Below are 18,319 nucleotides of genomic sequence, written 5' to 3'. Positions count from 1 at the left end.
TTGCCACGCCCGCGCCCCACCTGCAGGTTCCGGCTCCGCGCAGTGCGCCTACGAGAGTGGTGCACTCGCGAATGCACGGACAGCATGATGGCACCTCGGTACGCATTGCAGAGTTTGCGGGATTGACAGTCTGCAAGGGCCGCCCGTACCTGCACGTCCAGATGTCGGATCTGCGACAGTCAGCGCGAGCCTAGAGCCCAGCCTCGGCTTCGCGCCGTTGGGCGATGCCGTCGATGACGAACTGCACAAAGTCCTCGTCGCGATCGCCGATGACCACGTCGTGGACGGCATCGGTGGCCGGTTCGCCTGGCCACGCAGTCTGGCGCGTCGGTCGGTGTCTTTCCGGCTCGCTGGGGCCGGCGCGTAGACGTCTGCTTCGGACAGGGCGGCCGGGTTGAGCCCGGTGAGGTCGATGATGTCCACGATGGGAACTTGATAGCTGCGGTACGGTCCAAGCGGCGGGGGATTGCTGTCCATGAGGGAGCGCGGACCGTGTCGAGGTCGATGTCTTCTAACTGTGGGCTTTGGTACAGGACGAACCCGGCAGCGCGCCCAACCCGACTACGCCCTTCTTGCAAAGAGTCATCTGCATGACTCTTAGGCTTCGCTCCAAGTTGCGATTTAGCGGTCGGCGATGGTGGTCTGCGCGGCGGCGTTGGCTTTGCGCATAGGAACTGTCATATCGGTGTAGAAATTGTCCTGGGGGTCCTTGACTCCCCAGCCGCGACCCAGGTTTTCGATGTAGCCACACCAATGCCAGCCGATGATCCAAGGCTCCTGCATGATCGTTGCCAGACCGTTCGCATAATCCTGTCCGCGCTCCTCGTGCGTTTCCATGTCGCTTGTGCGGTGTGGATTCATCGCGGTAGGCACCCAGTTGCCGATATCGGCGATTCGTACGGGCTTGCCGGTGAGCTGCTGCCAGTTGCGGAGATCGCCGATCATCGTCGCGTATTCCTCCGGGGATTTGCCGGTGAAGTACTGCACGGAAAGAACGTCAACATAGTCGGTCATCGCGCGGAGCACCACTTCGGGGATGCCCTTGTTGCCGTTGTAGCGGTCGCCCAAAATCAGGTGGTTGGGGTCGTAGCGTCGAATGGCCTCGGTGATTGTCTTGTAGTACTGCTGCGCCACGTCGTACAACTTGGCGTCGTGCTCTTTCGGGGACAGGCCGTCGAAGCCTGGCCAGAACCGTCCCGCCGCGTGGGGGATCCATCCGGGGATGTCGACGAGGAAGTATCCGATGAGGTTTGAGCTGTCTTTGTGATCTGAGGTCATTCGTCGCGCGAGCCAGTCCGCATACTTGGCGAAGTCTTCGCCGTATACGTCGCGGTATGCGGGGTGGCCATTCCAGTCTTCGATTTCCTGCATCCGGAGCTGCACGACATAGGGCATACCCGCCTCCAGCAGGTCGCGATCGGGCCACGGATGCGAGTGGCCAAGATCGACGGGGTCACCGAACCAGTCGAGCGCCTCGCCCCACCCCCCGCTGATGTACTGGCTTGTCCAACCGATGGTGTTGAAGTTCAGGGACTGCAAGTCGGTGACAACGCCCTGTTCCCATTTCTGCCGAGATCCATATCTTTCATTCCACACGTCGACATTGTGGGGGTATCGCAAATCCGAGTCGTCGATGTGGTTCACGCCGAGGGACACGAACGGCTTTCCCTCGGGATCGATGAAGCTCCATGATCCGGTTGCGCTCTGCGCAACGGTGAAGAAACGAGTTCCTGGGTTTTCTGGAGTGGCCATAATCTAATCTGTCCTTTCCGACGTTATGATTTTTTGCCCAGCGACGTGGCAGTGATGATGATCTCCCGAAAAAGTCCAGGTACGCGGCTGCCAGTGACTCTGGATCCTCTTCTGCGAGTTGGTGGCCCGATGGGAGGATGACGGCCCGCACGTCCTCTGCCACCTGACGCATCTGGCGATCGTTGTGCTCACCGATGAAGTATCCACTCCCGACAGCGAGGACAGGCATCTTCATTTTGGTTTTCGCGGATTCGTGGTTCTGATCCGCGTCGTCGAGCGTCGCGCGGTAAATCTCGAACATACTGCGGAGCCCGCCTGGCGAGGAGTAGCAGCGTACATATTCGTCGAGCGCATCGGGCGTGATCGCCTGGGGGTTGTGTGCCTCGTGCTTGATAAAGTAACTGAAGTACTCCCGCTCCCTGCCAGTAATGAGAAAGTCAGGGAAGTCCGGCACGCTATAAAAATTGACGTGCCACAGCCAGACATAGGTGCTGACATTCTCGCGGGTCAAGAATGAGTGGTCTTCGAGGCCGAACCCGGGCAGGATCATCTCCTGGTAGACGAGCTACTTGACTCGGTCGGGATACTGAGAGGCAACTTGGTAGGCAGTTGATGCCCCCCAGCCCTCGCCAACCGGGTTGAACGTGTCGTATCCAAGGTGGGGAGCCAACTGCGCGATGTCCTCAGCCATGTTCTTCATGTCGAAACCGTCCTTGGGATGTTCCGAGTCACCGAGACCGCGCAGGTTTGGCGCGATGGCGATGTAGTAGGGCGTCAGAAAGGGAATTACGCGACGCCAGTGGTATGACGTCTTCCGGTATGCCGTGCAGCAGGAACAGCGGCTCGCCTGCCCGGCGACGACGTTGTGCAGCCGGACGCCATTGACGAGTGCTCTTCCGTGGGTTGCTGGGACATCGTGGTGATCTTGAATGATATCCATGCTCAATACTCCTCCTTCTCGTATTTTTTTCAGTTCGAGTCGAATCACGAATTTCGTCGAAACCCGCACGTGTAACAGGCTGCCGACGGATTAACCGCTGCAACCGGGTGCCGTGCTTGGCGAACATCGACGGTGAACGTGCGCCTTCGCAGTTGACCTGATATAAAAAATACGGATGTCAGTCAAGTGGGTGACTCGGCCGAGTTCGCTCAGCAGGCGACTGAGGCACCCGTCGACCGGTTTGGACATCGAGGCCGTTTTCCTCTATGACGACCTCTGCCACGACCTTCCACGCGTCGAAGTGCAGTGACGCCTGGTGTGAGTCGTAAGCCGCGGCGTCACGGTAAACTTCGTAGACCCCGAACAGCTGGGTCCCGCGATCAAGTTCGATCACGTCATACTGTAAACAGCCTGTCTCATCGGCGAGGGATCGTTCGGCAAGCTTTAGGATATGCGTGAGAAACCTTTCGCGCTTCGCCTCACACACCCGAATTTGGGCAATGACAACGAACGCCGACTCCAGCGGCGTCGTCATTGGTTTGTGAACGCCGCGTCGAATGAGTCGGTCGGCCGTGTCCACAGCTTAGAACGAACGAACTCGATTGCCTCAGCCGCACCGTGCAGCCGGTCCATTCCGGCATCCTCCCACTCGATCGAGATGGGTCCGCCGTAGCCGATCGACTCCAGGGCGCGAAATGCGTCTTCCCACGGCACATCGCCGTGTCCGGTCGATACGAAATCCCAGCCGCGTCGGGGGTCGCCCCAGGCTAGGTGGGAACCCAGAACGCCGGCCCGGCCGTTGGCTGGGCGCAGGCGGGTGTCCTTGCAGTCCACATGGTAAATGCGGTCTTGGAAGTCCCAGATGAATCCGACAGGATCGATATTTTGCCACATCATGTGGCTCGGATCCCAGTTGAAGCCGAACGCGGGACGATGGCCGATCGCCTCAAGGGTGCGCACGCTTGTCCAATAGTCGTATGCGATCTCGCCGGGATGCACCTCGTGCGCGAATCGAACGCCCTCATCGTCGAAGATATCGAGGATGGGATTCCAACGCGCGGCGAAGTCGTCGTAGCCGGCTTCAATGACCGACGCTGACACCGGCGGAAACATTGCGACGTACGGCCAGACCGACGAACCGGTGAATCCCACAACGGTGTCGACGCCGAGCTTTCGGGCAACGCGCGCAGCACGTTTCATATCGTCGGCCGCCCGTTGCCGCACGCCCTCAGCCTCACCGTCTCCCCAGACGTAGGGGCGCAGGATCGCCTGATGCCTAAAGTCGATGGGTGCGTCGCAGACCGCCTGCCCGGCGAGATGGTTCGAGATGGCAAAGACCTTCAAGCCGTACCGGTCTAAAATTTCAAGGCGGGACGCGAGGTACGCGGCATCCTCATCGGCACGCTTTAGGTCTAGGTGGTCGCCCGACGCGGCGATCTCGAGACCGTCATAGCCCCACGAAGCCGCAAGCCGCGCCACTTCCTCGAAGGGGAGATCTGCCCATTGGCCCGTGAATAACGTGACGGGGTGCGTCAGCTGGCTCATGCGGCCCTCGAAGTCGGCTGACGAGTTGGTACTACCTCGACCCAGTGACCCGATTTCGAAGACTCGATCACCGCGTCCGTCAGCTGGGCCGCGCGCACACCATCGGCAAAGGTGGGAAGGCCATTGACGACCTTGCCCTTGATTACAGAATGCACATCCCGCATGAATAGTCCGAAGCAATCCTGGTAGCCCTGCGGATGTCCGGACGGTACGGTGACATAGGGCGCGGCGGCAGCATGGTTCGCAGTCTCCAGCCCCTTCGGAATGATAGAAATTCCTGCGGTCGACCCGATCCACAGACCGTTTGGATTTTCCTGGTCGAAGGCATACGATCGGTGTTCACCATCGAGCGACATCCACAGCTGGTTCTTGCGCCCGGGGCTGGCTTGGGAGATTACGACAGAGCCTGTGGCACCGCGATCCGTATGGAATATCATGGTCACGCCGTCTTCTGTGGAGACAGGGACCTCGCCCGCGTCCGAGAGACGAGTGTCATGCAGCCGGGAGCTCTGCGCGAGCAATCTTTCTATGCGATGACCGGTAGTGAATTCGAAGAGGTCGCACCAGTGCACACCAATGTCGGCGAAGGCACGGGATCCCGCGTCCGTCACCCGCCAGTTGTAGCTCGACTGCTCCGAGAGCCAGTCCTGCAGGTAGTGGCCGTGCGCGAGCCAGATGCGTTCGCCCGAATCGGCGATTCGGGCCTTTGCTTCGCGAACCGTCGGATAGAAGCGATAGACGAAGGGCACGGCGTTTACGACTCCGGCATCATCGGCGGCGCGCTGGAGCAGTAACGCATCGTCGGCGGTGAGGGCTAGTGGTTTCTCGCATACAACGTGCTTGCCCGCGGCAATTGCGGCCAGGGCTAGTGGAACGTGCTGCGCGTTGGGAGTGCAAATGTGCACCAGATCGACATCCGGATGGGCTATCAACTCTTCTGGCGTGAGAGCCAACGGTACGTTCTCTTCGTCAGCGGCTAGTCGTGTTCGTTCGGCATCGCGGCCGGCGTAGGCGACAACGACGCCGCCTACGGAACGCACAGCGCGCGTGTGCACCCGTCCCATAAAGCCGGTTCCGATTATGCCGCTCCGGAGCGGTCGGGTCGTCACTTCTTCCTCGACAGAGCGACCGCTGCGATGATGATCGCGCCACGCACGACCGACTGCTGGGCGACGTCGAGCCCGGCGAGAATGAGACCGTTGTTGATCAGGCCCATGAAGAGCGAGCCGACGAGCGTGCCGATGATCGCCCCCCGGCCTCCGAAGAGACTTGTACCGCCAAGGATTACCGCGGCGATGACTGTGAGCTCGTCACCTTGGCCCCATTGGAACCGGCCTGATTCGAGCCGGCCCGCGTAAAGCATCCCGGCGATAGCGGCAGCGATACCGGAAAGAAGCAGTACGGTGAATTTAATCCGTGCCGTGCGGATGCCGGTGTATGCGGCTGCGGTGGGATTACCCCCGGTAGCCAACACGCGGCGTCCGAAACTTGTTCGGTTCATCGCGATCCATCCGACCGCGACGGCCACGACCGTCCAGACGAGGAGCCCGGGTATAGGGCCGAAATCGCCACCGCCGAAGATCTGTACATACAGGGTGTTGCCGATGGGCTGGGGTGCCGAGGAAGTGATCCACTGCGCTAGCCCCGCTGCGAGGCCGAGCATGCCAAGCGTAACCAAGAAGGACGGGACCTTCAGCAGGGCAACGAGTCCGCCGTTGATCGCACCGATAACGGCCCCGGAGAGTAATCCGGCGACTATGCCGGGCAGGAGCCCCCATTGGGTCGTCGCCATGGCGGTGACGACGGAGGCGAGACCGGCGATCGAGCCGACGCTGAGGTCGATTTCGGCTGTGGCGATCACGAAGGTCATCGCGACAGCCATTATCGAAATTGTTGCCGTCTGCCGCACGATGTTCAGCATGTTGTTGGTGGAGAGGAATCCGTCGCTGCTGAGGAAGATGGCAAACAGGATGAACACGACCACGAAGGCGATGTAGATGACGTTGCTACGCCAGTCAAATCGAGTTACAGCTTGGGAGATAAGGGCTGGCCTGGTGGCCGTTGTGGGGCTGCTCATGCTGCCTCTCCTTGGATTATGAGTTGAAGCTGTTCCTCGCTCGCGATGTCGTCGCGGTCGAGTTCGCGGTCGGAGCGTCCTTCGCGGAACACGACGATGCGGTCGGCGACCGCGAGGAGTTCTGGTAATTCGGATGAAATGAACAGCACCGCATTGCCCTCCGAGGCGAATTCACGCACGATGTCGAGGATCTCTGTCTTCGTGCCAATGTCGACACCGGAGGTGGGCTCGTCCATCACCAAGATGCGGGGGCGTGTGTTGATCCACTTCGCCACAACGACTTTCTGCTGGTTGCCGCCCGAAAGCCGGCTGACCGGCGCATAAGGGTCGGCGACCTTGACGCCGAAGCGGGTGACGAGCTGATTGGTCAGCTCGCGCAACTTGGTCATGGAGAGGAAGGCGCCTGACTTCACGCGGTCAAGCACGGGAAGGGCGAGATTCTCCGAGACGGAGTGCTCAAGCACCAGCCCCTGATCGCGACGGTCCTCGGGAATGAGCGCGATACCCGCCTGCTGAGCCGCGATCGGGGTACTAAAGCGAACGACTTTGCCATCGATACTCAGCGTTCCCCGGGTGGGACGGTCCATGCCGGCGACCACGCGAGCGAACTCGGTGCGCCCGCTGCCCATCAGCCCGGCGAGACCGACGATCTCTCCGGCCCGGATCGTGAGGCTGACTGATTTGAGCACGCGACCGCTCCCAATGTCGGTGGCTTCGAGCACGATCGGAGCATCGGTCGCCAGTTGCCGGTCGCGATACACCAGGTCAGAGGCGAGCCTCCGGCCGATGATCGCTTCGATGATCTCAGCCGCGGTCAGTTGCGCGACCCCGGCGGCGAGCACGACGCGGCCGTCCCTCAGAACCGTGATGCGGTCGGCGACCCTGCGGATCTCGTCCATCCGATGAGAGATATAGACGATGGCGATGCCGCGGCTCTTGAGCTTGTCAATCAGTTCGAAGAGGTTCTCGACCTCGTGTTTGGCAAGGCTGGCCGTGGGTTCGTCCATCACCAGCACGCTGGCGTTCTTGGCCAGAGCTTTAGCGATCTCCACCAGCTGCCAGTATGCGGTGCCGAGCGTCTCCACCCGCGCCTTGGGATCGATCGTGACACCCAGGCCGTCAAAGATCTCGCGCGCCGCCATCTCCGCAGCGCGGTCGTCAACCAGTCCCGATTTACCGCGAACCTCCCGATTGAGAAAGATGTTCTGCGCCACCGTCATCGAGGGGATGAGGCTGAATTCCTGAAAGACCATGCCGATGCCGGCCCGTTCGGCGTCGGCGGTGGTTCGAATTGCGACCGGCTGGCCCGCGACCTCGATGGTGCCAGAGGTAATAGGATGAACGCCTTGCAGGACCTTCATCAGGGTGGACTTGCCCGCGCCGTTCTCTCCGGCGAGGGCGTGCACCTCACCGGCGACGATGTCCATGTCGACGGATTTCAGGACCTCGACCGGGCCGAAGCTCTTGACGATGCCCCGCATTCTTACCGCTGGAGGGGCGCCAGCAGTCTCAGTCATCGGTGGCGTTCGGGTCGGTCACATCCGGAACCCGCACCCATTCACCGGTTCGGCCGGATTCAAGTATGGCGTCGTCGACGAGCGCGGCTTGGTAGCCGTCGGCGAAGTTGGGTTCGACAGTTCCGCCTTCAGCGACTGCCTTGAGGAAGTCGTGGGCTTCGATGATCTTTGTTTCGCTGTAGCCGATACCCAGCGCTGGGATAGGCCAGAGCGACTCACCATACGGCGTGTTCGGGCCGGTATATACCGTGCGAAAGCCTCGACGATCGGCGCGGTCATTCTTGAACGCTACCTGGAGTTCGTCACGGTTCTCGTAATTGAAGAAAATAGAGCCTTCCGTGCCATGGATTTCGAAGGTGATGTAGTTGTTGCGGCCCCAGGCGTTGCGCGTTGCCTCAAGGGAGCCGACCGCGCCATTCCGGAACTTGATCAACGACATCGCCTCGTCGTCGACGTCGACCGCGCCACGCGGGCCGTCAGACGTGGAGGAACCGCCGAGTGCGTCAAAACCACCGGACTGCAGCGGACGGTCGGGGATAAAGTTCGAGACCAGCGAGGTAACTTCGGAAATCTCGCCGACCAGATAGCGGGCCAGGTCGACCACGTGCGAGCCGATGTCGCCCACGGCACCCGAACCGGCGATGTCTTTCTGGAAACGCCAGCTGAGCGGCGAGTTCGGATCGGCGCTCCAATCCTGCAAATAGGTGCCGCGAAAGTTCAGAATGCTGCCAATAGCGCCCTCGTCGATGTACTTCTTAGCGAGCGCTACAGCCGGGGTGCGGCGGTAGTTGAAGGCAACTGCTGTTACAACGCCGGCCTTCTGGGCCGCCTCGTACATGCGGCGGGCTTCGCTGGCCGTCGGGGCAAGAGGCTTTTCACAAATGATGTGTTTGCCGGCCTCGGCCGCGGCGATTGCGATCTCGGCATGCAAGTTATTCGGGGTGGCGATATCGATGACATCGATCCCGGGATCGTTGACGACGTCGCGCCACGATGACGAATAACCGTCCCACGAGTATCGCTCGGCGGCAGTGCGCGCCAGATCGTCGGTCACATCGACGATGATCTTCTTGATTGGTCGCGCCGGAGACGGCCAGAAGAACATGGGCATCGCCGCGTAGGCCAGGGAATGGGCTTTACCCATGAATCCGCCACCAATCATGGCGATATTAATCTCTTGCATGACTACCTTTCGTGAGCCACCGGGGCTCGACAGTTCTGTGGATCATCGATTTTCAATAGTCCTCGTGGGGCGACCGTTTCCGGCCGCCCCACGAGTCGCTCATCGGTTATTAGTCGACGTAAGCATCCTTGATGGCAGCGGGTGGAGCCGAGTGGTATACGGTCTCCCAAGCCTCAAGCACGTTCTTGTGGTCGACGGGCAGCGAGCTTAGAGCGACGTATGCCGGAACCTCAAGACCGAGCATGCTGAGCGCGGCGAGGTCGGCTTCGGCGGTTCCCTGGTCATAGGGAAGCTGGGCTCCGAGGCCAACGATCATCTGATTCTTGGCCAGCGCGATGGCGACGTTCGTGCCGAGGTCTTCGGTGGCGATCTTGATATCGGTGCGCCCGGTCTCTCGGGCAGCGGCCATAACGCCCTCCGCGGGTACGTCCCAAACAGCCCAGATACCGTCGAGGTCGGGGTTTTTGGTGAGCATGGCGTTGGCCACGCCTTGGGCATCGCCGGCGAAGTCAGGCCCGGCGATTCCCTGCTCCTGAACGATTTCGATGTCGGGGAACTCGTCGGCGATCGTTTTCGTGAAGCCCGCGTATCGCTGCTGTGTGACGAAGAAGTCGGCTTCGTGGTTTATCACACCGATCGTTCCTTTGCCACCGATTGAGCGGGCGAGGAGATATGCCGAGGTGACCCCGTTACCGTAGTTGTCGGCCGACACCATCGAGACGTAATCCTGACCGGCAACGAAGCCCTGGGGCACATTGTCCATAAAGACGAGTTTGACGCCCTGTTCACTGGCCTTGCGGTAGGCGCTAGCCGTTGCCACAGGATCGGTGGGAATTGAAACGATGATGTCGGGGTTTTGAGCTAGAACCGTCTCGATGTTGGCGACTTGTGTGGCCGGGTTGAAGTTAGCGTCCGTGGTTGCGATGACTTCGATGCCGAGGCGGTCGAACTCAGCGTTCAGGCCGGCGATTTGGGCGTTCGCCCAGTCGTTTCCGCCGTAGTGCATCACTATCGCGGCAGTCAGACCCATGCTCGCGATCTCGGTCGCCTGTTTGTCGGTCACTGTCGTGGTGTCGACGGCGGCGGGCTGTTCGCCGTTCGGACCGGTGCTAAAAACTTTGCCGGTGATGTTCGCGAGGGCCGCATCTATCTGAGCGGTGACCTCGGGTGCAACCTCGGATGCGGTGGATTGCGCTGACGGGGTACACCCCGTCAGTGCAAATAGACCGGCGGCTGCCACTACAGCGACAAGCGTTGACGTAACTTTCATTCTCCATGCTCCTTTGCTCGGAAATATCGTGATTGTGTTCAGGGTCGTGCTGGGTCGGTAAACGTTACATTTTGCAGAAATGTGAGACTTCTTCTGGCGGCTTCATCTTCGTCACCCTCGTATCCGTCGAGTTCGACGGTGATCCAGTCGTGATAGCCCGCGTCGACGACCTCAGCGATGATGGCATTCAGATCCAGGTCGCCAGCACCGAGAGGAAGGAAAGCGTTGGTCTGGTGATTGAGGTCTTTCAGGTGTACGTATGCCAGACGGTCGGCGTATTTTCGGATGACAGCTACGGGATCGCCACCGCCTGCTGCGATGTGTGCGACGTCGGCACAGAGACCGATCGAGGTGGCGGCGAAGAGGGCGTCAATGTGATCCGGCGCTTGGGCAATGCTCCCAAGGTGCGGGTGGTAACTGGGAATGAGGCCAGCTGCCTGTGCTCGTTCGGCGACGGTGTCGAGGAAGGCGCCGGCCGTCTCGTAGTCCTGTGCTCGACGGCCGGTGGAACGCACTGCTCCGCCGCCGATCACGTAGTGGCGCGCACCCGCCGACGCGGCTAACCGAATGGACCGATCAAAACGAGCGAGTTCGTCCTCCTGGGCGTCGGAATAGATGAAGTGTCCGCCGGTGTAGACGCCAGCGACCTCAAGGCCGTTGGCCTGCACGGCAGATACGAAGCTGCCGATCGATTCTTCGAAGGGGAGGAGGTTGCCGTCGAACAACTCGATTCCGGTATAGCCGGCGGCAGCGATCGCCTCGATGGTCTGATGCACGTCTCTGGGTGTTACATAGAAACCCGATCCGAGGTCAGTCACTGCACCGGGCGTACCCACTACACCGCCCCATGCGTTGGCCTCGTAGGCGAACTTCATCACTTCTACCTCCTTGTATTTTGTCTTTGCTGGGTTGAAAGTAGCACTTATGACATTACAGTGTCAATAGAAAGATCTTTCAGGCCGGGATTCGGTCCGGTAATGTTCTTTTTACTCATTGGCCTTTCATGATTTGGGATACGAGAGATGTTTTCATCCGGTGCCGGCGATCTCTTTCAGCTGCTCCGTGACGGACGGCCGCGCACGCGATCCGAGCTTGTCGACGAGACAGGTTTAGCGAGAACCAGCGTGGTGAACAGACTGGCTGCGCTCACAGCGATCGGCTTGGTGACCCCGACTGGCACTGCGGCGGCGTCCGGCGGCCGCCCCGCCGCGCGCTTGATGTTTGATCAAGCCTCGAGGGTCTGTATCGGAATCGACCTTGGCGCCACCCACGGCACCGTGGGCGTTCTCGACCTTTCCGGTGAAGTGCTCCGTCAGGAAAGCCGGGTAATCGATATCGCCAAGGGCCCGACTGAAATCCTCACATGGGCCGTCAACACGGCAGAGCGCCTACTCGCCGCCAGCGGTCGTCAGCAGCGAGATCTGTTGGGGATTGGTGTGGGAGTGCCCGGTCCCGTAGAGCATTCGACCGGCCGCCCCATCCGTCCCCCGATTATGCCGGGCTGGGACGGCTTCGACATTCCCGCCTTTGTGCGTCGGCGCCTGATGGCCACGGTTCTGGTCGACAACGATGTAAACCTGCTCGCCCTCGGCGAGCGAGCCACCCAGTGGCCCGCGGTCGATGACTTGCTCTTTATTAAGGTGTCCACGGGAATCGGCGCGGGAATCATCTTGGGCGGAGTGCTGCAGCGCGGTTCCCGGGGTTCCGCAGGCGACATCGGACATGTGCAGGTGCCCGGTACCGCTAACGACCGTGACCTCGAGGCGACGGCCAGCGCCCCGGCGATAGCGGCGTATCTAAGTCGGGATGGCGCCGTGGACATTGAGCCCGGTGACGTCACCAATCGCATCAGAATGGGCGACCTTACAGCGATTGCCGCCGCGCGCGAGGCAGGGCGAGCCATCGGCGAGGTCACGGCTATGTGCGTGAGCGTCCTGAACCCATCTGTCGTCGTCGTTGGTGGACGGTTGGGTGTCAACGTGCAGGAGATCATCGCGGGCATACGCGAAGTGGTGTACCGGCGATCGATTCCCCTAGCGAATCAGCACCTCAACATTGTGCCAGCCCGGGGCGGTCCCGATGCGGGAATCCGGGGAGCCGGGCTCATGGTGCTCGACGAGCGCCTGTGCGCGGCCGCCGTGGATGAGCTGATCGAGCAGCTCGACTGAATGCAGTCGAATACATAGGCCAGGCGGGTTCGCTGGCAACGCCTGCCTTCAAAGTCACAACCAACTGAGACAGCTGTCGACTTCGAGGGTTGCGGTTTGTGCCACACCATCCGAGGTGCGGAAACGAATGCACTCATCCGTCAGCAAGTGCACACACGGTCGTTCGGTTCGCGCGACTCGGCAACCGTGGCTGCGCAGGAGCCGCGCGATCGAAACTAGATGTCGAACTTCCGACCGACTAAAACCTGTACTTCCGGGGCTCGCCTACGCCCCACTTAGTCGGGAGCGAGAATAGCGCGATCTGAGATCATGATGGACGCTTTCTCCGAGCGCTGGCGCGCACGGGCGCCGCCTCTTGCGACATCGCATTCTGCGCGGCCGGGCTGTCGTGCTCGGCACCGACAGCTCGGCACCGACAGCTCGGCACCGACAGCTGAGTGGAGTCCCAAACGAGGTCGAGCTGGCTCGAGCGGTCACGAAGAGTGAGGTAAACTACATCCATCAGCGAAAATAGCTGGATCGAGAAACCGCGATCTGACTAGGCTTTTTTCGAAGAATTACCGCCACAAAGCGGTCGGCGTCGCGGGGTGGAGCAGTTCGGTAGCTCGCTGGGCTCATAACCCAGAGGTCGTAGGTTCAAATCCTGCCCCCGCAACAGTTGCCCCCGGAACCCTTGGTTCCGGGGGTTTTTTCTGCCTAAATCCAGTCAGACGACGTCGAGCCGATGAGACATTCGCCTCGCTTGTCTCTTTCGCGCTTTAGGGGATGACCGGTGCCACGAACTCGAAGGTTCGTCCGAGCAGCCAGACCAGAAGCAATACCACCGGCAGGTGGAAGATGAACTGCAGGAACGTGAATCCCACGAGATCTCGTGCTTTGAGGCCAAGGACGGCGAGCAGAGGCAGCATGAAGAACGGGTTGATGAGATTGGGCAATGCCTCGGCCACGTTGTAGACCTGTACCGTCCAGCCCAGGTTCATCTGAACGTCGGTGGCCGATTGCATGACATACGGTGCCTCCACCAACCATTTGCCACCGCCCGAAGGCACGAAGATTCCCAGAATGACCGTGTAAAGCGCGACGATCACTGTGAAGCCGCCACCGCTGCCCACGCTGGTGAAGAATTCGGCCAGGTGCTCCGAGACGGTCATGCCCCCATTTCCGACTGCCCGGGTCAGGATTGCAGCCATGGCCGCGTAAAGCGGAAACTGAACCAGGATTCCGGCAGTGGCAGGAACGGCCTTGGACACAGCTTGCAGAAACTTGCGCGGTGTTCCGTGGAGTACGAGCCCGAGCATCAGGAAAACCAGAAGGTACCCGTTCAGGCTGCTGACCACCGACAAGACGGGATTCGTTAGGAACTGCGAGACCAGCCAGCCCAACGTCAAGAGCGCGATCAGGACGGGGAGGATGCGGCTGTATTCGAGCCATTCGCCGGGTCGTGAGCGTGGCGCTGCCGGCTCCGGCTGGTCATTGAGGTCCACGCCAAGATCCTGGGCTGTTCGAATGGCTTCGCCACGCGGAGCGGAGAAATGCGCGATCAGTACTGTCAGGGCAATGATGATCGCGCACATGGTGAGCGACTGCCAGGTGAAAATCGTCGTGCCGAAGTCGAGTACGCCCGTGACCTGCAAAAGCGCAGGCGGCAGGGACGTTGCCGTGGCCTGAAGTTGCGCGGCGGATGATGACATGCCCAGCGCCCACACTGCTCCCAGGCCCATGAACGCGGCGGCGCCGAGCGCTCGGTAGTCCACGCGGAGATCGGTCCGGCGGGCGATGGCTCGCGCCAACAGGCCGCCGAAGACCAGGCTCAGGCCCCAATTGACAAAAGAGACGGACATGGACAGGAACGCCACAAAGCTCACCGCCGTTGCGGCTGACTGGGGCACAGCCGCAAGCGTATCGATCAGCCGAGCTACCGGTCGGGACGTCGCCACGACGTACCCGGTCAAGACGACCATAGCCATTTGCAGGGTGAACGCCGTCAGGTCCCAAAAGCCGTTGCCGAATGAATCGACAATGGTCTGCGGGCTCGAGCCATTGGCCAGGGCGGCGAGGGCCACGAGGAGTACACCGACCAGGGCGAAGATATACGCATCCGGAAACCACTTCTGCGTCCAGTTGGCGAGAGACTGGGCAACACGCGCCAGGCCCTTCTCTGTGCGAGTTTGTAGGTTGGTAGCCGTCACGGTCGATCTCTCTTCTTTGAGCCAGGTTTGTACGCGCGTTGGCGCAATTGGGTGCTGGCCGCCCCCAATGGGGGTGAACAGCCATTTGCAGGCTAGGCGCGGCCCGATGGGCATGTCAATGTGGTCAGATTCCCAGGCGTACCGTGTGGCCGGAAGGAATCATGCACTGCTCAACGCGGCTCAGGAAAACAACTTGTAAATATGTCATGACATTAAGCGCAGAGGGCGCTACTGTGGAGGGACGGCGTCAAGCCGACCACTCCTAGTACAGAAAGTTGTACATCGACGTATGACGACTTCACCGCGAACCCCCCACGATGTGCTGACCATAGGCCGCGTCGGCGTTGATATTTATCCGTTGCAGGATGGTGTCGGCCTCGAAGACGTGTCAACGTTCGGCAAATATCTCGGTGGCAGCGCGACCAACGTTGCCGTCGCCGCTGCACGCCACGGATTGAACTCGGCGGTCATCACCCGCACCGGTAACGACCCCTTCGGCAACTACGTGCACCAGGAGCTCGTGCGCCTGGGCGTCAGCGACGAATTCGTCTCGGGGGTCGCCAACCTCAACACCCCCGTCGTGTTCTGCGAGATCTTTCCGCCCGACGACTTTCCCCTGTATTTCTATCGAGCGCCCCAAGCGCCCGACCTGGTCATCCATGCCGACGAGCTCGACCTGGCCGCCATCGCGAACGCCCGCATCTACTGGTCGACGGTGACCGGCCTCAGCGAAGAGCCCAGCCGATCCGCCCATTTCGCAGCCTGGGGAGCCCGGGGCCGAAGCTCGCTGACCATTCTCGACCTCGACTACCGGCCTGTGTTCTGGGGCTCGACCGAGGAGGCGAGCGCCCAGGTGGCACTCGCCCTCGGCCAGGTCACGGTTGCTGTCGGCAACCGAGAAGAGTGTGAGGTCGCCGTCGGCGAGACTGACCCGCTGCGCGCCGCTGATGCCCTCCTAGAACGCGGCATCGAACTGGCCATCGTCAAGCAAGGTCCGAAGGGCGTGCTGGCTAAGACTCGCACCGAAACCGTTGAGGTGCCGCCATACTTCGTCGACGTTGTCAACGGCCTCGGCGCCGGTGACAGTTTCGGCGGGGCGCTCTGCTACGGACTGCTGCGGGACTGGCCGCTGCGCCATATCCTGCAATTCGCCAATGTGGCCGGCGCCATCGTCGCCAGCCGTCGGGAATGTTCAACCGCCATGCCCACGACCACTGAGGTTGAAGAAATCTTGAAGGGACTGCCAGCATGACCAGGCTTGACTTCGACGCGCTGCGGCATGCTCGCGCGGCGCATCCTGAGCGCATCGGCGAGATTCTAGCCAGCCGCACCCGGCGCGACCTGATTCAGGGCGATGGTCGACTGTTCATCGTGGCCGCCGATCATCGTGCCCGCGGCGCCCTCGGCGTGCGTCAAGATGCCACAGCCATGGCCAACCGCTATGCGCTGCTCGAAAGCCTCGCGACCGCGCTCTCCCGCCCGGGCGTTGACGGCGTGCTGGGTACCCCCGACATCATCGACGACCTGGCCCTGCTTGGTCTGCTCGACGACAAGATCGTGGTCGGGTCGATGAACCGCGGTGGGTTGTGGGGTTCGTCGTTCGAGATGGATGACCGCTACACCGCCTACGACATCGACAAAATCAAGCGCGACCGCCTCGACTTCGCCAAGAATCTTGTGCGCATCAACCTCGAAGATGCCGGCTCGCTCGCCACCCTCGAGGCCACAGCTCTCGCCGTGAGCGAAGCGGCCGCTGCCGGCATCCCGATCATGCTGGAGCCGTTCATGAGCTCCTGGGTCGACGGTCGCGTCAAGAACGACCTCACGGCGGATGCCGTCATCCTTTCGATCGCCATCGCCGAGGGCCTCGGCAACTCCAGCGCCTACTCGTGGCTGAAGCTGCCGGTCGTTGCCGACATGGCTCGCGTAATGGCGGCGACCACCCTGCCGACCCTGCTCCTTGGCGGTGACCCGGTGGGCGACCAGACCGAAACCTTCGACTCCTGGCGCAACGCCCTCGAGCTTCCCGGCGTGCGCGGCCTCGTCGTGGGCCGGAGCCTGCTCTACCCGAGCGACGGCAACGTCGAAGCAGCCATCGATACCGCCGCCGAACTCGTGCACGGCGCCTAATAATTCTCATCCACTCTCGTACAGAAGGAAGCAACCATGCCCGCAACAGCCACGGATTTAGCCCTCGTCGCGCACTGGATCGACGGAAAGGAACAGCCGGGAACCTCCGGCCGCATCGCGCCGGTCTTTGACCCAGCGCTGGGAACGGTGAGCAAGAATGTGCCGCTCGCCGACCAGGCCGAAATCGCGACCGCCATCGCTAGTGCCAAGGCCGCCTTCCCAGCCTGGCGCGACCTGTCGATAGCCAAGCGCCAGCAGGTTCTGTTCAGCTTTCGCGAGCTGCTGAACGCCCGCAAGGGCGAGCTGGCCGGGATCATCACGAGCGAGCACGGCAAGGTGCTCTTCGACGCGCTCGGTGAGATCTCCCGAGGCCAGGAGGTCGTGGAATTCGCTTGCGGCATTCCGCACCTGCTCAAGGGCGACTACTCCGAAAACGTCTCGACTGGCGTCGACGTGTATTCGACCCGCCAGGCGCTCGGCGTCGTCGCCGTGATCAGCCCGTTCAACTTTCCGGCCATGGTGCCCATGTGGTTCTTTCCGCTCGCTCTCGCGGCCGGAAACTCGGTGATCCTCAAGCCGAGCGAGAAAGACCCGAGCGCGGCCATCTGGATGGCTCAGCTGCTCCAGGAAGCTGGCCTCCCCGACGGCGTATTCACCGTGCTGCAGGGTGACAAGGAATCCGTCGACGGCCTGCTCGAGCACCCCGACGTGAAGGCCATCTCCTTCGTGGGCTCGACCCCGATCGCCCAGTACGTCTACGAAACCGGCACCCGCCACGGCAAGCGTATCCAGGCCCTCGGCGGCGCCAAGAACCACATGCTGGTGCTGCCCGACGCCGACCTCGACCTCGTGGCCGACTCCGCTATCAACGCCGGCTTCGGCAGCGCGGGGGAGCGTTGCATGGCGATCAGCGTGATCGTCGCGGTCGAGCCCGTCGCCGAGGTGCTGATCGAGAAGATCGTCACCCGCATGAATACCCTCACCGTGGGCGACGGCCGTCGTTCCTGCGACATGGGTCCACTCGTTACCGAGGTGCACCGCGACAAGGTCGCGAGCTACATCGAGATCGCGAAGGAAGACGGTGCCAACATCGTCGTCGACGGCCGCGGCATCGAGGTCGACGGCGACCCGAATGGGTTCTGGCTCGGCCCGACCCTGATCGATGCCCTGCCGGTGACGTCGAAAGCGTACACCGAAGAGATCTTCGGGCCGGTACTGTCGGTGGTACGCGTGTCGAGCTACGAGGAAGGTGTTGACCTGATCAACTCCGGTGCTTTCGGCAACGGAACGGCCATCTTCACCAACGACGGCGGCGCGGCTCGCCGTTTTCAGAACGAGATCGAGGTGGGCATGATCGGCATCAACGTACCGATCCCGGTTCCCGTGTCGTACTTCTCCTTCGGGGGCTGGAAGAACTCTCTGTTCGGCGACACCAAGGCGCACGGCGTCGAGGGTGTGCACTTCTTCACGCGCGGCAAGGCCATTACCAGTCGGTGGCTCGACCCGAGCCACGGCGGCATCAACCTCGGCTTCCCCCAGAGCAACTAA

General features: G+C 61.5%; 17 protein-coding genes and 1 tRNA gene. 6 read left to right on the top strand and 12 right to left on the bottom strand.

Annotated features, from left to right (window positions below; all coding sequences use genetic code 11):
• Positions 1-217: 217 nt before the first annotated feature.
• Positions 218-367 carry a hypothetical protein gene (locus tag E3T50_RS16100; protein WP_166784178.1) on the top strand — a complete coding sequence of 50 codons (150 nt, stop codon included), beginning with the start codon at positions 218-220 and terminating at the stop codon, positions 365-367.
• Between the two features lie 254 nt (positions 368-621).
• Here E3T50_RS16100 and E3T50_RS02495 read toward each other — a convergent pair whose 3' ends face one another.
• The 11 genes from E3T50_RS02495 to E3T50_RS02450 all read right to left on the bottom strand — a co-directional run bounded on the left by E3T50_RS02495 (position 622) and on the right by E3T50_RS02450 (position 11,159).
• Entirely contained in the window at positions 622-1,596 is a 975-nt protein-coding gene (locus E3T50_RS02495) for an agarase (RefSeq protein ID WP_241990704.1), read from the bottom strand.
• Positions 1,586-2,302 (bottom strand): alpha/beta fold hydrolase, encoded by a 717-nt coding sequence (locus E3T50_RS16505; RefSeq protein WP_241990703.1) that lies wholly within the window; start codon positions 2,300-2,302, stop codon positions 1,586-1,588. The genes E3T50_RS02495 and E3T50_RS16505 overlap by 11 nt, the downstream gene beginning before the upstream one ends.
• A gap of 15 nt (positions 2,303-2,317) precedes the next feature.
• Positions 2,318-2,692 carry an alpha/beta fold hydrolase gene (locus E3T50_RS16405; RefSeq protein ID WP_198417924.1) on the bottom strand — a complete coding sequence of 125 codons (375 nt, stop codon included), beginning with the start codon at positions 2,690-2,692 and terminating at the stop codon, positions 2,318-2,320.
• 178 nt (positions 2,693-2,870) lie between these two features.
• Complete coding sequence (locus E3T50_RS02485) at positions 2,871-3,227, bottom strand: putative quinol monooxygenase (RefSeq protein ID WP_134550384.1); 357 nt, start codon at positions 3,225-3,227, stop codon at positions 2,871-2,873.
• A complete protein-coding gene (locus tag E3T50_RS02480; RefSeq protein WP_134550383.1) occupies positions 3,224-4,237 on the bottom strand; it encodes a sugar phosphate isomerase/epimerase family protein in 1,014 nt (337 codons plus the stop codon). Before E3T50_RS02480 ends, E3T50_RS02485 begins: the two co-directional genes overlap by 4 nt.
• On the bottom strand, positions 4,234-5,346 hold the full coding sequence (locus E3T50_RS02475; protein WP_134550382.1) for a Gfo/Idh/MocA family protein: 1,113 nt from the start codon (positions 5,344-5,346) through the stop codon (positions 4,234-4,236). The genes E3T50_RS02480 and E3T50_RS02475 overlap by 4 nt, the downstream gene beginning before the upstream one ends.
• On the bottom strand, positions 5,343-6,314 hold the full coding sequence (locus tag E3T50_RS02470; protein WP_134550381.1) for an ABC transporter permease: 972 nt from the start codon (positions 6,312-6,314) through the stop codon (positions 5,343-5,345). Before E3T50_RS02470 ends, E3T50_RS02475 begins: the two co-directional genes overlap by 4 nt.
• The gene (locus E3T50_RS02465) at positions 6,311-7,795 is read right to left on the bottom strand and encodes a sugar ABC transporter ATP-binding protein (protein WP_134550380.1); all 1,485 of its coding nucleotides are present in this window, start codon (positions 7,793-7,795) and stop codon (positions 6,311-6,313) included. The genes E3T50_RS02470 and E3T50_RS02465 overlap by 4 nt, the downstream gene beginning before the upstream one ends.
• A 28-nt stretch (positions 7,796-7,823) precedes the next feature.
• Positions 7,824-9,014, bottom strand: a complete 1,191-nt coding sequence (locus tag E3T50_RS02460) for a levoglucosan dehydrogenase (protein ID WP_134464038.1) — start codon at positions 9,012-9,014, stop codon at positions 7,824-7,826.
• A gap of 109 nt (positions 9,015-9,123) precedes the next feature.
• Entirely contained in the window at positions 9,124-10,284 is a 1,161-nt protein-coding gene (locus E3T50_RS02455; RefSeq protein ID WP_134464036.1) for a substrate-binding domain-containing protein, read from the bottom strand.
• A gap of 38 nt (positions 10,285-10,322) precedes the next feature.
• A complete protein-coding gene (locus E3T50_RS02450; protein ID WP_241990728.1) occupies positions 10,323-11,159 on the bottom strand; it encodes a sugar phosphate isomerase/epimerase family protein in 837 nt (278 codons plus the stop codon).
• 249 nt (positions 11,160-11,408) lie between these two features.
• On the opposite strand from E3T50_RS02450, the gene E3T50_RS02445 reads away from it, so the two are divergent.
• Entirely contained in the window at positions 11,409-12,452 is a 1,044-nt protein-coding gene (locus tag E3T50_RS02445) for an ROK family protein (RefSeq protein WP_338145326.1), read from the top strand.
• Positions 12,453-13,033: 581 nt separating this feature from the next.
• A tRNA-Met gene (locus E3T50_RS02440) sits at positions 13,034-13,107 on the top strand.
• Between the two features lie 103 nt (positions 13,108-13,210).
• Here the strand turns inward: E3T50_RS02440 and E3T50_RS02435 are convergent.
• Positions 13,211-14,641: a short-chain fatty acid transporter gene (locus tag E3T50_RS02435; protein ID WP_134464030.1), complete on the bottom strand. Its 1,431-nt coding sequence runs from the start codon at positions 14,639-14,641 to the stop codon at positions 13,211-13,213.
• A 289-nt stretch (positions 14,642-14,930) separates the two neighbouring features.
• Between E3T50_RS02435 and iolC the strand changes: the two genes are divergently transcribed.
• The 3 genes from iolC to E3T50_RS02420 are packed head-to-tail and all read left to right on the top strand — an operon-like array spanning position 14,931 to position 18,319.
• Positions 14,931-15,893: a 5-dehydro-2-deoxygluconokinase gene (gene iolC, locus E3T50_RS02430; RefSeq protein WP_134550377.1), complete on the top strand. Its 963-nt coding sequence runs from the start codon at positions 14,931-14,933 to the stop codon at positions 15,891-15,893.
• A complete protein-coding gene (locus E3T50_RS02425) occupies positions 15,890-16,771 on the top strand; it encodes a class I fructose-bisphosphate aldolase (protein ID WP_134550376.1) in 882 nt (293 codons plus the stop codon). Before iolC ends, E3T50_RS02425 begins: the two co-directional genes overlap by 4 nt.
• A gap of 36 nt (positions 16,772-16,807) precedes the next feature.
• On the top strand, positions 16,808-18,319 hold the full coding sequence (locus E3T50_RS02420) for a CoA-acylating methylmalonate-semialdehyde dehydrogenase (protein ID WP_134550375.1): 1,512 nt from the start codon (positions 16,808-16,810) through the stop codon (positions 18,317-18,319).

This window comes from Cryobacterium gelidum (assembly GCF_004403985.1).
Lineage (GTDB): Bacteria > Actinomycetota > Actinomycetes > Actinomycetales > Microbacteriaceae > Cryobacterium > Cryobacterium gelidum.
Note: the sequence above shows the minus strand (reverse complement) of the source record. Positions and strands in the feature narration are given on the sequence as shown.

Bases quoted from the DNA above. Each gene is read 5' to 3' on its own strand.
- E3T50_RS02485 (WP_134550384.1), bottom strand. From the start codon at position 3,227: ATGACGACGCCGCTGGAGTCGGCGTTCGTTGTCATTGCCCAAATTCGG.
- E3T50_RS02420 (WP_134550375.1), top strand. From the start codon at position 16,808: ATGCCCGCAACAGCCACGGATTTAGCCCTCGTCGCGCACTGGATCGAC.
- E3T50_RS02480 (WP_134550383.1), bottom strand. From the start codon at position 4,237: ATGAGCCAGCTGACGCACCCCGTCACGTTATTCACGGGCCAATGGGCA.
- E3T50_RS02455 (WP_134464036.1), bottom strand. From the start codon at position 10,284: ATGAAAGTTACGTCAACGCTTGTCGCTGTAGTGGCAGCCGCCGGTCTA.
- iolC (WP_134550377.1), top strand. From the start codon at position 14,931: ATGACGACTTCACCGCGAACCCCCCACGATGTGCTGACCATAGGCCGC.
- E3T50_RS02425 (WP_134550376.1), top strand. From the start codon at position 15,890: ATGACCAGGCTTGACTTCGACGCGCTGCGGCATGCTCGCGCGGCGCAT.
- E3T50_RS16405 (WP_198417924.1), bottom strand. From the start codon at position 2,692: ATGGATATCATTCAAGATCACCACGATGTCCCAGCAACCCACGGAAGA.
- E3T50_RS16505 (WP_241990703.1), bottom strand. From the start codon at position 2,302: ATGATCCTGCCCGGGTTCGGCCTCGAAGACCACTCATTCTTGACCCGC.
- E3T50_RS02465 (WP_134550380.1), bottom strand. From the start codon at position 7,795: ATGCGGGGCATCGTCAAGAGCTTCGGCCCGGTCGAGGTCCTGAAATCC.
- E3T50_RS02460 (WP_134464038.1), bottom strand. From the start codon at position 9,014: ATGCAAGAGATTAATATCGCCATGATTGGTGGCGGATTCATGGGTAAA.
- E3T50_RS02450 (WP_241990728.1), bottom strand. From the start codon at position 11,159: ATGAAGTTCGCCTACGAGGCCAACGCATGGGGCGGTGTAGTGGGTACG.
- E3T50_RS02470 (WP_134550381.1), bottom strand. From the start codon at position 6,314: ATGAGCAGCCCCACAACGGCCACCAGGCCAGCCCTTATCTCCCAAGCT.